Genomic DNA, 14,192 nt, shown 5'->3' with positions numbered 1-14,192 from the left:
ACTCACGCTCCGTGACCGCCCGCCTCGTCGTCCTCGTGTCGGGCTCCGGCACCAACCTCCAGGCGATCCTCGACGCCGCGGCCGACCCGTCCTACGGCGCCCGGGTCGTCGCCGTCGGTGCGGACCGCGACGACATCGAGGGCCTGCGCCGGGCCGAGCGCGCCGGCATCCCGACCTTCGTGGCGAAGGTGGGCGACCACACGAGCCGTGAGTACTGGGACCGGGCGCTCGCGGACAAGGTCGGTGCCTTCGAGCCCGACCTGGTCGTGCTCGCCGGCTTCATGAAGCTCGTGGGCGACAAGTTCCTGGCCCGCTTCGGCGGCGTCACGCTCAACACGCACCCGGCCCTGTCGCCGTCCTTCCCCGGGATGCACGGGCCGCGCGACGCCCTCGAGTACGGCGTGAAGGTCACCGGCGCGACGCTCTTCGTCGTCGACGCCGGCGTCGACACCGGCGCGATCGTGGCCCAGGCCGTCGTACCGGTGGAGGACGACGACTCGGTCGAGACCCTGCACGAGCGGATCAAGGTCGCCGAGCGCGCCATGCTCGTCGAGTCGGTCGGGCGGATGGCCCGGGAGGGCTTCGCGGTCGACGGCCGGCGGGTTCGGCTGGGAGGCTGAAGGTCGATAGACTGAGGGCACACGACTGGCGCAGGTGGGCCACCACCAGGGAGTGACGAGTCGGCATCGATCGCCTGGGTGCCCTCATCGAGACCACCGACCGATGAGGAGCCCCTCGATGTCCGCCACGCCTGACCGGATCGCCATTAGGCGTGCCCTGGTTTCCGTCTTCGACAAGACCGGTCTCGACGACCTGGTCAAGGGCCTCGCCGCCGCTGGCGTCGAGCTCGTGTCGACCGGCGGCTCGGCCGCCCTCATCGAGTCGCTCGGCCTCCCGGTCACCAAGGTCGAGGACCTCACCGGCTTCCCGGAGTGCCTCGACGGTCGCGTCAAGACGCTGCACCCGCGCGTGCACGCCGGGATCCTCGCCGACCGGCGCCTGCCCGACCACGTCGCCCAGCTCGAGCAGCTCGAGGTCGCGCCCTTCGACCTGGTCGTGGTCAACCTGTACCCGTTCGCCGCCACGGTCGCGTCCGGCGCCGGCGTCGACGACTGCATCGAGAAGATCGACATCGGCGGCCCGTCCATGGTGCGCGCCGCCGCGAAGAACCACCCCTCGGTCGCGATCGTGACCGACGGCGCCGACTACGCCCGGGCCCTCGAGGCCGCGCAGGGCGAGGGCTTCACCTATGACGAGCGCAAGGCGCTGGCCGCCAAGGCGTTCGTCCACACCGCGACCTACGACGTCCAGGTCGCCTCCTGGATGGGCAGCGTGCTCACCGACACCTCCGAGGGCACCGGCTTCCCCGCGTGGGTCGGCGGCACCTACGACAAGTCCGCGGTCCTGCGCTACGGCGAGAACCCGCACCAGAAGGCCGCTCTCTACCTCAACGGCTTCGGCCCGGCCGGCCTCGCCCGCGCCGAGCAGCTGCACGGCAAGGAGATGTCCTACAACAACTACGTCGACACCGACGCGGCCCGCCGCGCGGCGTACGACCACGGCGACCAGCCGACGGTGGCGATCATCAAGCACGCCAACCCGTGCGGCATCGCCGTCGGCGCCGATGTCGCCGAGGCCCACCGCCGCGCCCACGAGTGCGACCCGGTCTCCGCCTTCGGCGGCGTGATCGCCACCAATGTCCCGGTCTCGGTCGAGATGGCGACGCAGGTCGCCGACATCTTCACCGAGGTCATCGTCGCCCCCGGCTACGACGACGGCGCGGTCGAGGTGCTCCAGGGCAAGAAGAACATCCGGATCCTCGTGGCCGAGCCGCTGGCGGCCGGCGGCGTCGAGACCCGCCCGATCAGCGGCGGCCTGCTGATGCAGCAGGTCGACCGCTTCCAGGCCGAGGGCGACGACCCGGCCAACTGGACGCTCGCCACCGGTGAGGCGGCTGACGAGGCCACGCTCGCCGACCTCGCCTTCGCGTGGCACGCGGTGCGGGCGGCCAAGTCCAACGCGATCCTGCTCGCCAAGGACGGCGGCGCGGTCGGCATCGGCATGGGCCAGGTCAACCGGGTCGACTCCTGCAAGCTCGCCGTCGAGCGTGCCAACACCCTCGTCGAGGGCGAGGAGCGGGCCCGCGGATCGGTCGCCGCGTCCGATGCCTTCTTCCCGTTCGCCGACGGCCCGCAGATCCTGATCGACGCCGGCGTCAAGGCGATCGTGCAGCCGGGCGGCTCGGTGCGCGACGAGGAGACCGTCGCGGCGTGCAAGGCCGCCGGGGTCACCATGTACTTCACCGGCACCCGCCACTTCTTCCACTGAGCCTGCGAGGATCGGTCACGTGACTGCACAGAAGCTCGACGGCAACGCCACCGCTGCCGCCATCAAGGACGAGCTCCGCGTCCGCATCGAGAAGCTGCGCGAGCAGGGGATCGTCCCCGGGCTCGGCACCGTGCTCGTCGGCGACGACCCCGGCTCGCGCTGGTACGTCGGCGGCAAGCACAAGGACTGCGCCGAGGTCGGCATCGCGTCGATCCGCGTCGACCTGCCCGAGGTCGCGACGCAGGAGGAGATCGAGGAGGCCGTCGCCGGCCTCAACGCCGACCCCGCGTGCACCGGCTACATCGTCCAGCTGCCGCTGCCGCGCGGGCGCGACGAGAACCGCGTGCTCGGCCTGATCGACCCGGCCAAGGACGCCGACGGCCTGCACCCCACCAACCTGGGCTGGCTGGTGCTGGGCAACGAGGCGCCGCTGCCGTGCACGCCGTACGGCATCGTGGAGATCCTGCGCCGCCACGACGTCCCGATCGCGGGCGCCGAGGTGGTCGTGGTCGGTCGCGGCATCACGGTGGGCCGGCCGCTCGGCCTGCTGCTCACCCGGCGCTCCGAGAACGCCACCGTGACGCTGTGCCACACCGGCACGGTCGACCTGGCCGCCCACGTGCGCAAGGCCGACATCGTCGTCGCGGCGGCAGGCGTGCCCGGCATCATCACCGGTGACATGGTCAAGCCCGGCGCGGCCGTGCTCGACGTCGGCGTGAGCCGGGTCGACGGCAAGATCGCCGGCGACGTGGCCGACGACGTCTGGGACGTCGCGGGCTGGGTCTCGCCCAACCCGGGTGGTGTCGGGCCGATGACCCGCGCCATGCTGCTGGCCAACGTGGTCTCGATGGCCGAGAAGCAGGCCGCGCGCGACGGTGGGAAGGCAGCGCACTGAACGAGGAGCTCCCCGGTCCGCGACGCTACCCCTCCACGCTCGGGGGAGTGTTCTACCTGGTCGTCCTGCTGGTCACCGGCGGCGGCCTGGCCGTCGCTGCCCTCGACGAGTGGCGCACGGGCATCCGGATCGTCTCCGGGGCGCTGCTCCTGGCCGCGGTGCTCCGCCTGGTGCTGCCCGACCGTGACGCGGGCATGCTCGCCGTACGCCACCGGGCGCTGGACGTCGGGATCCTCGTCCTGATCGCCGCCGCGCTCCTCTTCCTGGCCGCGACCATCCCGGACCAGCCCGTCTGAGTTCGCACCCGGGCCGACACGACGAAGCCCCCGGCCGTTCCCGGCCGGGGGCTTCGTGCTGCGCGGGGTGGCTCAGATCAGGCCGAGCTCGGTGACCGCGGCCTTCTCGTCGACCAGCTCGGCGACGGAGGCGTCGATCTTGCCGCGGGAGAAGTCGTCGATCTCGAGGCCCTGGACGATCTCCCAGTTGCCACCGGAGGTGGTGACCGGGAAGGAGGACACGATGCCCTCCGGGACGCCGTAGGAGCCGTCGGAGACGACCGCCATGGAGACCCAGTCGCCGGCCGGGGTGCCGTTCAGCCAGTCGCGGGCGGCGTCGCACGTGGCGGACGCGGCCGAGGCGGCCGAGGACGCGCCGCGCGCGTCGATGATCGCGGCGCCGCGCTTGGCGACGGTCGGGATGAAGGTGTCGGCGATCCAGGCCTGGTCGTCGACGACCTCGGCGGCGTTCTTGCCGGCGATCTCCGCGTGGAAGATGTCGGGGTACTGGGTGGCCGAGTGGTTGCCCCAGATCGTGATCTTCTTGATGTCGGTGACGGCCGAGCCGGTCTTGGCGGCCAGCTGCGAGATCGCCCGGTTGTGGTCGAGGCGGGTCAGCGCCGAGAACCGCTCCTTGGGGATGTCGGGGGCGTTGCTCGCGGCGATCAGCGCGTTGGTGTTGGCCGGGTTGCCGGTCACGCCGATCCGGACGTCGTCGGCGGCGACGGCGTTGAGGGCCTTGCCCTGCGCCGTGAAGATCGCGCCGTTGGCGGAGAGCAGGTCGCCGCGCTCCATGCCCGGGCCGCGCGGACGCGCGCCGACGAGGAGGGCGAGGTTGACGCCGTCGAAGATCTTCTCGGGGTCCGAGCCGATCTCGACACCGGCGAGGTTCGGGAACGCGCAGTCGTCGAGCTCCATGACGACGCCCTCGAGCGCCTTGAGGGCCGGCTCGATCTCGAGCAGGCGGAGCACGACGGGGCGGTCGCCGGCGATCGCGCCGCTGGCGATGCGGAAGAGCAGGCTGTAGCCGATCTGGCCGGCTGCGCCGGTCACGGCCACCTTGAGCGGAGTAGCGCTCACAGGGACACTCCTTCGAGAGGATCAGTGGACTCCGCGACGCTAGCAGCGCCCGGGCCGACGCGGGGAGGCGGGCACGGGTACGAGACGATGACCGCATGCGGACCCGCGCCCTCCTCGCAGCCGCGGCGCTCATGACCCTCTCCGGGTGCGGCTCCGCGTCCGCGCCGAGCGCCCCGTCGGGCGTCGACGAGCTCGTCGTGCCCACGCCCGACCCCGACCCGTCCGACTTCGTCGGAGGAGTCGACAACCCGTGGTTCCCGCTCGAGCCCGGCACCCGCTGGGAGTACGGCGCCGCCACGGCCAGGCTCGTGGTGAGCGTCGAGCCCGGCCGCGAGGTCGCCGGCGTCGCCACCACTGCCCTGGTGCGGACCACCGCGGACGGCGAGCAGACCCGCGACCTGTACGCGCAGGACGAGCGCGGCAACGTGTGGTGGTTCGGTCGCGAGGGCGCGTGGCTCGCGGGCGAGTCCGGTGCCGAGGCAGGCCTGGCCATGCCGGCCGAGCCACGGCGTGGGGACGGGTTCCGCACCGGGCTCGCGCCGGGGGTCGACGAGGTGGCGTCGGTCGTCGCGGTCGATGCCGCGGTCGACGTACCGCTGGGGGAGTACGACGACACCGTGACCCTCGAGCTCCGTGACGACACCGTCGTTCGCCGGGAGGTGTACGCCCGTGGCGTCGGCCTCGTCCAGGCAGACGGAACGGGGCTCGTCGCGTACGACGAGCCCCGTTAGGTCGAGCGGTCCAGCAGGTTCAGCAGCAGGTCACTGCGGCGGACGCACCTGCGTCTGGTCGCTGGCCGGCGGCGCCCAGCCACCGGGGCCACCGGGCTGGCCCGGGTCGGGCGTCGGGGCGGCCGGAGCGGGCGGCTGCTGCTGGGCCGGGATCCACTGCTGCGCCTGCGGGTCCCACTGCCAGCCGTCCTGGATGATCGGCTGCGTCTGCGTGGCCGGGGCGTAGCCCTGCTGGGGCTGCTGCTGGCCGTAGCCCTGGTTCCACTGCTGGGTGAAGCCCGGGTCGGACGAGCCGCCGGCGCCGAAGTTGAGCCCGGAGCCGGGGACGGGGTCGCGGTCGCGGCCGAAGGTCAGGGGGTAGATCACGCCGGCGATCGCGGCACCGATGAGCGGGGCGACGATGAACAGCCAGAGGTCCTCGATCGCGTCACCGCCGGACCAGAAGGCGACGCCGATGGAGCGGGCCGGGTTGACCGACGTACCGGTGGCGTTGATGCCGACGAAGTGGATCGCGGCCAGCGCGAGGCCGATCGCGAGCGGGGCCTGGGCGGCGATCGCGCGGTTGCGCTCGTCGGTGACCGAGAGGATCACGAGCACGAAGATGAAGGTCAGCACGATCTCGATCAGCAGGGCGCCGCCGACCTCGACCTGGCCGAAGCCGCCGAAGCTGTTGCTGCCCAGCGGGTCGCCGAACTCCCAGCCCATGTCGCTGGCCAGGACGACGAACGCCAGCACCAGGCCGCCGAGCAGCGCGCCCGCGGTCTGGGCGACCGAGTAGAGGCCGGTCTCCTTCCACGAGATGCGGCCGGCGAGGGCGGCGCCGACGGAGACGGCGGGGTTGAAGTGACCACCCGAGATGCGTCCGAACGCGTAGGCCATCATCACGATCGCGATGCCGAAGGCAAGGCCCGTGCTGGCGACGTCGGCGCCCGTCATCACGGCGGCACCGCAGCCGATGAAGACGAGCACGAAGGTGCCGAGGAGCTCGGCAAGCAGCTTCTGGGTGAGCGTGGGGGGCGTCTCGACCTGCTGGTCGGCGCTGGCGTCTTGTGTCATGGGCACAACCCTTCCTCGGTCCGGCTCCCGGAAAACCAGCCGGTTACACGCGCCACCCTAATCACTAGGGTGGCCACCGAAGGGGAACCCAGCCCCGCCATCAGGTATCTTGACGTCAAGAATCCCAACCACGGCACAGGAGTGACGCCCGGACATGTCGAGCATCATCTACACCCACACCGACGAGGCGCCGCTGCTCGCGACGTACTCCTTCCTGCCGATCGTCGAGGCCTTCGCGGCCAAGGCCGGCGTCGCCTTCGAGACCCGCGACATCTCCGTCGCGGCGCGGATCCTCGCGCAGTTCGGCCTGGCCGACGACGCGCTGACCGAGCTCGGCGAGCTGGCCAAGACGCCCGAGGCCAACATCATCAAGCTCCCCAACATCTCCGCCTCCATCCCGCAGCTCAAGGCCGCGGTCAAGGAGCTGCAGGCGCAGGGCTTCGCCGTCCCGGACTACCCCGAGAACCCGACGACCGACGAGGAGAAGGAGATCCGGGCCAAGTACGACAAGGTCAAGGGCTCCGCGGTCAACCCGGTCCTGCGTGAGGGCAACTCCGACCGTCGTGCGCCCGCGTCGGTGAAGAACTACGCCAAGACTCACCCGCACACCAACAAGCCCTTCGCCGAGGGTTCGAAGACCAATGTCGCCACCATGGGCGCCCACGACTTCGCGAGCAACGAGAAGTCCGTGACCCTCGCCGGCGACGACGTGCTGTCGATCGTGCTCGAGACCGAGGCCGGCGAGACCGTCGTCCTCAAGGAGGGCCTCAAGGTCCTCGCCGGCGAGATCGTCGACGCCACCAAGATGTCGGCCTCGCACCTGCGGGCCTTCCTCCAGAACGCGCTCGCCGAGGCCAAGGCCCAGGACGTGCTGTTCTCGGTCCACCTCAAGGCGACGATGATGAAGGTCTCCGACCCGATCATCTTCGGCCACGTCGTGAAGGCCTACTTCGCCGACGTCTTCGCCCAGTACGGCGACCAGCTCGCCGCCGCCGGCCTCTCGGCCAACGACGGCCTCGGCGCGATCCTCGCCGGCCTCGACGCCCTCGAGAACGGTGCCGAGATCAAGGCGGCCTTCGACGCCGCCCTGGCTGCCGGCCCGCGCCTGTCCTACACCAACTCCGACAAGGGCATCACCAACCTGCACGTCCCGTCCGACGTCATCGTCGACGCGTCGATGCCGGCCCTGGTCCGCAACGGCGGCCGCCTGTGGGGCGCCGACGGCGGCGAGGACGACACCCTCGCGGTCATCCCCGACTCGTCGTACGCCGGCGTCTACCAGGCCGTGCTCGACGACGTGAAGAAGAACGGCCCGCTCGACCCGGCCACCATCGGCACCGTGCCGAACGTCGGCCTGATGGCGCAGGCGGCCGAGGAGTACGGCTCGCACGACAAGACCTTCGAGATCGCCGCGGCCGGCACCGTCCGCGTCGTCGCGTCCAACGGCGACGTGCTGATCGAGCACGACGTCGAGGCCGGCGACATCTGGCGTGCCTGCCAGACCAAGGACATCCCGGTCCAGGACTGGGTGAAGCTCGCGGTCAGCCGCGCCCGCGCCTCGCAGACGCCGGCCATCTTCTGGCTCAACGAGTCGCGCGCCCACGACGCCGAGCTCATCAAGAAGGTCAACGCCTACCTCCCCGAGCACGACACCGAGGGCCTCACGATCGAGATCCTGGCGCCGACCCTCGCGACGGCGTACTCCCTCGAGCGGATGCGCAAGGGCGAGGACACCATCTCGGTGACCGGCAACGTGCTGCGCGACTACAACACCGACCTGTTCCCGATCCTCGAGCTCGGTACGTCGGCCAAGATGCTGTCCGTCGTCCCGCTGATCGCCGGCGGTGGCCTCTTCGAGACCGGCGCGGGCGGCTCGGCCCCCAAGCACGTGCAGCAGCTCGTCGAGGAGAACTACCTGCGCTGGGACAGCCTCGGTGAGTTCTTCGCCCTCGTGCCCTCACTCGAGAAGTACGCCGAGCAGGCCGGCGCCCCCGCCGCGCAGGTGCTCGCCGACGCGCTCGACCGCGCCACCGGCACCTTCCTCAACGAGGACCGCTCGCCGGGCCGCAAGCTCGGCACGACCGACAACCGCGGCTCGCACTTCTACCTCGCGCTCTACTGGGCCGAGGAGCTCGCGAACCAGTCGGCCGACGCCGACCTCGCGGCTGCGTTCAAGCCGCTGGCCGAGACGCTGCGCGCCAACGAGGACAAGATCGCCGCAGAGCTGATCGCCGTCCAGGGCAGCCCCGCCGACATCGGTGGCTACTACTACCCGGACGCCGAGAAGACCTCCGCGGTGATGCGCCCGAGCACCACGCTGAACGAGGTCCTCGCCGGGTTCTGATCCCGGACCGGACCACCATGTCGCTGTCGGCCGCGGTGCGCACCTCGTTGCGCGCCGCGGCCGACGCGCGTCTGGCGCCGGGGCAGCAGGCCTACATGAAGTCGGAGATGCCCTTCCTCGGCGTACGGGTGCCGGAGGTGCGCCGCCTGGTCCGCTCGCTCGTGCGCGAGCTCGGCGTCACCTCGCGTGACGAGCTGGTGCCCACGGCCCGGGAGCTGTGGGACGACGCGACGCACCGCGAGGAGCGCTACGCCGCCGCCGCGCTGCTGGGACTGCGGCCGCTGCGCGGAGACCTGTCTCTGGTGCCCTTCCACGAGCACGTCGCGCGCACCGGCGCCTGGTGGGACCACGTCGACGAGGCCGCGCACCGCATCGCCGACCTCCACGACGCGTGGCCCTCCGAGACGGCGGCGATCGTCCGGGTGTGGGCCGTCGACGACCTCCTCTGGGTACGTCGGCTCGCGATCATCAGCCAGCTCGGCCGCCGCGACCGGACCGACCTCGACCTGCTGGCCGCCGTCATCGAGCCGAACCTCGCGGACGGCGAGTTCTTCGTCCGCAAGGCCGTCGGGTGGTCGCTGCGGGAGGCAGCGAAGACCGACCCCGACTGGGTGCGGTCCTACGTCGAGGGGCACGAGCTGAGCCCGCTGAGCAGGCGCGAGGCCCTCAAGCACCTGTGACCCGGCGGTTGAGGTGTGAGGCGCGCCAGCGCCGAGTCTCGAAACCCTCCGGTTCGGGTGCTGGGACCGAGCCCGGCCCGACACCGCTCACGAAGGAGCCGGACACCGGTCGCGCACCGGCAACTGGGTTTCGAGACGCGCGTCGCGACCTCGTTCCTCGGTCGCGGCGCTCCTCAACCTTCCGGCCTGATCCCCGCGGATCCTCGTTCCTCGGACCCGCGCGGGGCCGGAAGATATTCGGAGGAAGTTGTCGGCGACGGCAACTACTCTCGATCCAGTGACGACGACGTTGACCCGGGCCCCTGCTCCCGCGCCCGGCGACGTCCCCGTCGACCCCAGCCGTCGCGTCGACTGGCGCCGGATGCGCAGCCCCGCGGCGGGCTTCGCCGTCGGGGCGGTGGCGACCGCGGCGCTCGGGCAGGCGCTCGGCACCGTGGTGGCGGGCCGGATCGCCGACCACCCCACGACGACGCTCGTCGTCTGGCTGGCCTGCTTCGTCGTCGGCGCGGCCGCGATCGACACCGCCGGCCGGGTGGTCTGGGCGGGCGTGGTGGACCGGGCCGAGGGTCGGCTGCGCGGTGACCTGCTCAGCGCGGCGCTCCAGCAGCCGCTGGCCCACCTGACCGAGCAGGCCGTCGGCGAGGTGCTCGACCGGGTCGACGACGACACCCACGAGGTCGGCACGCTGCTGCGCCAGCAGATCTGGATGGCGATGCGCACCGGCTTCGCCTCGGTGCCGATGTGGCTGGTCGCCGGGTTCACGTGGTGGCCGGCGTTCCTGCTGTTCCCGCTGGTTGGCGCGGTCACGGTGGCGGTCATGCGCCCCGCGCTCGGCGAGATCGCCCGCCGCAAGGTGATCGAGGAGGCCGCGTGGACCGACCACGCCGCGGCCCTCGAGGAGGGCGTGGCGGGGCGCGACGACCTGCGCACGAGCCTGGGCCAGTCGTTCGCCGTACGACGCCTCGCGGAGCTGTCGGCCGACGTGCACGAGAAGTTCCGCCGGGTCCTGATGATCGAGGCCCAGCTCGCGATCAAGGTCGGCATGCTGCTCCACGGCCTGCTGGCGGCGATCGCCGTCGCGGGCGTGGTGCTGGTCAGTGGCGACCACCTCGGCGTCGCGCGCCTGGTCACGCTCTTCCTCGTCACGACGATCTTCGTCGGCCAGATCAACAACCTCGCCCACCAGCTCCCCGACATCCAGGCCGGGCTCGGCGCCGTGCTCCGGCTGCGCCAGCTGCTCGCGGTCGAGGCCGAACCGGTCGGCGGGGAGTCCGTTCCGACGGGGGCCCTCGACCTGCGGATCCGGCACCTCGACTTCGCCTACGCCGAGGGGTCGTTCGCGCTGCAGGACGTCACGCTCTACGTCGAGGCGGGCCACACCCTCGCGCTGGTCGGTCGTACCGGCTCGGGCAAGTCGACGCTCGCCTCGCTGCTCTCGCGGGCCGCGGAGCCGCCGCCCGGCACGATCTTCCTGGGCGGCGCCGACATCACCACGCTCGACCTGCACGAGCTGCGCCGCCGGGTCGGCGTGGTCACCCAGCGCACCGAGATCCTGGCCGGCACGCTCGCCGACAACATCACCCTGTTCGCCGCCGTCGCGCGTGAGGAGGTCGAGGCGGCCGTCGAGGAGCTCGGCCTGACCGACTGGGTCGCCGGCCTGCCCGACGGGCTCGACACCCTGCTGGGCCCCGGCGGCACCACGCTCTCGGCGGGGGAGGAGCAGCTGGTCGCCTTCGCCCGGCTGCTGGTCCGCCACGTCCAGGTCGTCGTGCTCGACGAGGCGACGGCGCGGATGGACCCGGTGACCGAGGCCCGCGTGGTCGCGGCGGCCGACCGGCTGATCAGCGGCCGCACCGGCATCCTGGTGGCCCACCGGCTGAGCACGATCGAGCGGGCCGAGGCGGTGGCCGTGCTCGACCACGGTCGCGTGATCCAGCACGGACCGCGCGACGAGCTGGCCGTGGTCGAGGGTCCCTTCCGCCGGCTGCTGGCCGCCAGCGACACCGCCGGCTTCGCCGACGCCGAGCCGGTCGACCTGGACGACCTCGGCGACGTGGGCGTGGGTGGGCGCCGTCGTACGGGCGAACCGCCCCAGCGCCCCGAGATCGGTCCGGGCTCCTCGCTGGCCCGCGGCACCTGGCACGCCTTCTGGGTGCGGCCGTGGTGGGGCGCGTGGTCGGTCGTGCTCTTCCTCGGCGGGACGATCTTCGCCCCGCTCGGCGCGATCACCGGGTTCCTGTGGGGCCGCGTGGTCGAGCGCCTCGAGGACGGCGGCTCCGCCACCAGCCTGCTCGTGGTCCTCGTGGTCAGCCTGTTGTTCGCGCCGATCCTGCTCGCCGACGCCTTCCGGCGCTACCCGCGCTGGTGGATCGAGGTCATGCTCCGGGTGCGGATGTCGGTGCTGCTCGGCCAGGTCCGCGGCCACCGCCTGCCGCGCACGCCTCCCGGCGAGGTCGTCGCCCGCTCGATGGACGCCGACCGCTACGCCCGGTACGCCGACCGCTGGGTCGACTTCGTCAACGGCCTGCTGATCGCCGGCATCACGATGATCGCCGGCGGCACGGTGCTCGCCGGCGGCGTGCTGCTGGTCGTGATGCTCACGAGCGCGGTGGCCTCCTCGATCGGCCGCCCGATCGCCGGCCGGTCGGCCGCTCGCTCCTCGGCCGCCCGGGCGCGCTTCGGCCGCGCCGTCGTGTCGGCCGTCGAGTCCGCCCGCACGGTCAAGCTCGCTGGCCGCACGCCCCAGGTGCACGCCCACCTCCGCAAGGTCGACGACGGCCGGGTCGAGGCCGCCGTGTTCGAGCACCGGGTGCAGGCCGTCCTCGACGGCGTCCCGATCGTGATGGTCCAGGTCGGCGTGGTCGCCGCGTGGGCGCTCTACCTCTGGGACGTCTGGGGCCTGGCGACCGCGCTGCTGGTGGCGACGGCCGTCAACGGCTTCGACTGGTTCGGCCGGGTGGCCGGCGCGGTCGTGACCGAGGCCCCCGGCGTCCGGGCGTGGCAGCAGGTGACGTCGACCTTCGCGGGCGGCACCGACCTGATGGCGCTGCCCGACGGCATCGACCTGGTCACCGGCGCCGCGCCCGCACCCGCCGTACCCCCGCGGGTCCGGCTCGAGCGCCTCGAGCTGTCCGGCTACACCGCGGTCCACGACGACGGCACGATCGGCGCGAGCGCCGTCGACCTCGTCGTCGAGCGCGGCGAGCTGGTGCTGCTGGTCGGCCAGGTCGGCTCCGGCAAGTCCAGCCTGCTGTCCTCGCTCGCCGGCCTGATCGACCACCGCGGCTCGGTGCGCTGGAACGGCGAGGAGGTCGCCGACGCGGAGAGCTTCCTGCGTCCCGGCCAGGTCGCCCATGTCGCGCAGGTGCCGCGGGTGCTGTCCGGCACCTTCGCCGACAACATCCTGCTCGGCCACGACCGCGAGGTCGCCCGGCCGGTCGAGACCGCGCGCCTCGGCGAGGACGTCGCCGAGGCCGGTGGCCCCGACGCCGTGATCGGCCACCGCGGCGTGCGTCTCTCCGGCGGACAGGTGCAGCGCCTCGCCCTGGCCCGTGCGCTGGCCACCGATGCCGAGCTGCTGCTCGCCGACGACGTCTCCAGCGCTCTCGACGCGGCCACCGAGATCGAGCTGTGGGCGGCGCTGCGCGAGCGCCACACGACCGTCATCGGCGCCACGTCGAAGCGGGCCGCGCTCGCCCAGGCGGACCGCGTCGTCGTACTGGTGGACGGCGAGCTGGCCGCGGTCGGGCCGTGGGCCGAGCTGTCCGGCGAGTGGGGGCACCTGGCGGGCTGAGGTCTGTCGTCAGAACCCCTTGGAGATCGGTTCTCTTGCTGCACCCGTGCGTCGTGCTCCCGGATCTTCCCGGCACGCTACGGCTGGTCGGTGGCTCCGTTCTCAAGCGGCAGCGACGAGAAGGCTGGGCGGGCGGCCGGGTTCGCACGTCGGGTTGCGGTCCGGCAGTTCGCCGAAACCCGCTAGAAAACGGGGGAAACTGCGCACTGACCCTTGAATCGAACAGGTGTTCGAAGTAGAATCAGTGCATGGAACCCTCCCTCGCCACCGCCGAGCTGGTCGCCACTTGGCGCGACCAGCTCGCTCGCGGTTGCGAGGGCGACGCGGCCCAGCTGATCGACCTGATCGCGGCCCTCGAGGAGCTGACCTCGACCGCCCGCGCGGTGCAGGCCGAGGCCGCAGCGCGTTTCGACGCCGCCCGCCGTGCCGACGAAGCCGCGCGTGGTGTGCCGGCGCGGTTGCGAGGGCGCGGCGTCGCCGGGGAAGTCGCGCTCGCGCGCAAGGAGTCGGCCCATCGAGGACAGTCGCTCCTGGGTCTGGCGAAGGTCCTGACCGCTGAGATGCCGCACACCCTGGACCGGCTCCGCGACGGCACGCTCAACGAGTTCCGCGCGGTCCTCCTGGCCAGGGAGACCGGCTGCCTCGACAAGGACCTCCGTGTTGCCGTCGACGAAGAGCTCTGCGCCGACCCTTCGGCGTTGCACGGCGTCGGCACCCGCGAGCTCGCGGTGCTGGTGCGTCGTCGGGTCGCAGCCCTCGACCCCGCTGCTGTGGCGAAGCGGAACCGGCGAGCCGAGTCCGAACGACGCGTCTCGCTGCGGCCCGCGCCCGACACGATGGCCTACCTCACCGCTCTGGTCCCGATGGCCCAGGGCGTCGCTGCCTACGCCACCTTGACCCGTGACGCCGATGCCGCGAAGGCCGCAGGCGACGAGCGCAGCCGCGGACAGATCGCCGCCGACCACCTCCTGGCCCGCATCACCGGCCTTCCCGACACCGGCACCAGGACG

General features: G+C 72.3%; 10 protein-coding genes and 1 pseudogene. 9 read left to right on the top strand and 2 right to left on the bottom strand.

Annotated elements, in window-relative coordinates; all coding sequences use genetic code 11:
* Positions 1-11: 11 nt before the first annotated feature.
* The 4 genes from purN to ASE20_RS25060 all read left to right on the top strand — a co-directional run bounded on the left by purN (position 12) and on the right by ASE20_RS25060 (position 3,519).
* Complete coding sequence (purN, locus tag ASE20_RS20135) at positions 12-620, top strand: phosphoribosylglycinamide formyltransferase (protein WP_056896316.1); 609 nt, start codon at positions 12-14, stop codon at positions 618-620.
* Between the two features lie 118 nt (positions 621-738).
* Positions 739-2,328, top strand: a complete 1,590-nt coding sequence (gene purH, locus ASE20_RS20130) for a bifunctional phosphoribosylaminoimidazolecarboxamide formyltransferase/IMP cyclohydrolase (RefSeq protein WP_056896315.1) — start codon at positions 739-741, stop codon at positions 2,326-2,328.
* Positions 2,329-2,347: 19 nt separating this feature from the next.
* Positions 2,348-3,223, top strand: a complete 876-nt coding sequence (locus ASE20_RS20125) for a bifunctional methylenetetrahydrofolate dehydrogenase/methenyltetrahydrofolate cyclohydrolase (RefSeq protein WP_056896314.1) — start codon at positions 2,348-2,350, stop codon at positions 3,221-3,223.
* A 47-nt stretch (positions 3,224-3,270) separates the two neighbouring features.
* Positions 3,271-3,519 (top strand): DUF3017 domain-containing protein, encoded by a 249-nt coding sequence (locus ASE20_RS25060; protein WP_056896313.1) that lies wholly within the window; start codon positions 3,271-3,273, stop codon positions 3,517-3,519.
* 72 nt (positions 3,520-3,591) lie between these two features.
* Here ASE20_RS25060 and ASE20_RS20115 read toward each other — a convergent pair whose 3' ends face one another.
* Complete coding sequence (locus ASE20_RS20115) at positions 3,592-4,578, bottom strand: malate dehydrogenase (protein WP_056896312.1); 987 nt, start codon at positions 4,576-4,578, stop codon at positions 3,592-3,594.
* 95 nt (positions 4,579-4,673) lie between these two features.
* Between ASE20_RS20115 and ASE20_RS20110 the strand changes: the two genes are divergently transcribed.
* Positions 4,674-5,309 carry a hypothetical protein gene (locus ASE20_RS20110; protein ID WP_056896311.1) on the top strand — a complete coding sequence of 212 codons (636 nt, stop codon included), beginning with the start codon at positions 4,674-4,676 and terminating at the stop codon, positions 5,307-5,309.
* Positions 5,310-5,339: 30 nt separating this feature from the next.
* Here ASE20_RS20110 and ASE20_RS20105 read toward each other — a convergent pair whose 3' ends face one another.
* The gene (locus ASE20_RS20105; protein ID WP_082612636.1) at positions 5,340-6,365 is read right to left on the bottom strand and encodes an MIP/aquaporin family protein; all 1,026 of its coding nucleotides are present in this window, start codon (positions 6,363-6,365) and stop codon (positions 5,340-5,342) included.
* A 154-nt stretch (positions 6,366-6,519) separates the two neighbouring features.
* On the opposite strand from ASE20_RS20105, the gene ASE20_RS20100 reads away from it, so the two are divergent.
* From ASE20_RS20100 to ASE20_RS25055, 4 genes and pseudogenes are all read left to right on the top strand, one after another.
* On the top strand, positions 6,520-8,709 hold the full coding sequence (locus tag ASE20_RS20100) for an NADP-dependent isocitrate dehydrogenase (protein WP_056896310.1): 2,190 nt from the start codon (positions 6,520-6,522) through the stop codon (positions 8,707-8,709).
* Between the two features lie 17 nt (positions 8,710-8,726).
* The gene (locus tag ASE20_RS20095) at positions 8,727-9,389 is read left to right on the top strand and encodes a DNA alkylation repair protein (RefSeq protein ID WP_056896309.1); all 663 of its coding nucleotides are present in this window, start codon (positions 8,727-8,729) and stop codon (positions 9,387-9,389) included.
* A 277-nt stretch (positions 9,390-9,666) separates the two neighbouring features.
* The gene (locus tag ASE20_RS20090) at positions 9,667-13,182 is read left to right on the top strand and encodes an ATP-binding cassette domain-containing protein (protein ID WP_056896308.1); all 3,516 of its coding nucleotides are present in this window, start codon (positions 9,667-9,669) and stop codon (positions 13,180-13,182) included.
* Positions 13,183-13,430: 248 nt separating this feature from the next.
* Positions 13,431-14,192: pseudogene (locus ASE20_RS25055) on the top strand (13E12 repeat family protein); the annotation flags it as partial.

The organism is Nocardioides sp. Root240 (genome assembly GCF_001428825.1).
In the GTDB taxonomy this organism is placed as follows: domain Bacteria; phylum Actinomycetota; class Actinomycetes; order Propionibacteriales; family Nocardioidaceae; genus Nocardioides.
Note: the sequence above shows the minus strand (reverse complement) of the source record. Positions and strands in the feature narration are given on the sequence as shown.

Excerpts from the sequence above, each read along its gene's own strand:
- purH (WP_056896315.1), top strand. The coding sequence starts at position 739 with ATGTCCGCCACGCCTGACCGGATCGCCATTAGGCGTGCCCTGGTTTCC.
- ASE20_RS20110 (WP_056896311.1), top strand. The coding sequence starts at position 4,674 with ATGCGGACCCGCGCCCTCCTCGCAGCCGCGGCGCTCATGACCCTCTCC.
- ASE20_RS20105 (WP_082612636.1), bottom strand. The coding sequence starts at position 6,365 with ATGACACAAGACGCCAGCGCCGACCAGCAGGTCGAGACGCCCCCCACG.
- ASE20_RS20100 (WP_056896310.1), top strand. The coding sequence starts at position 6,520 with ATGTCGAGCATCATCTACACCCACACCGACGAGGCGCCGCTGCTCGCG.
- ASE20_RS20095 (WP_056896309.1), top strand. The coding sequence starts at position 8,727 with ATGTCGCTGTCGGCCGCGGTGCGCACCTCGTTGCGCGCCGCGGCCGAC.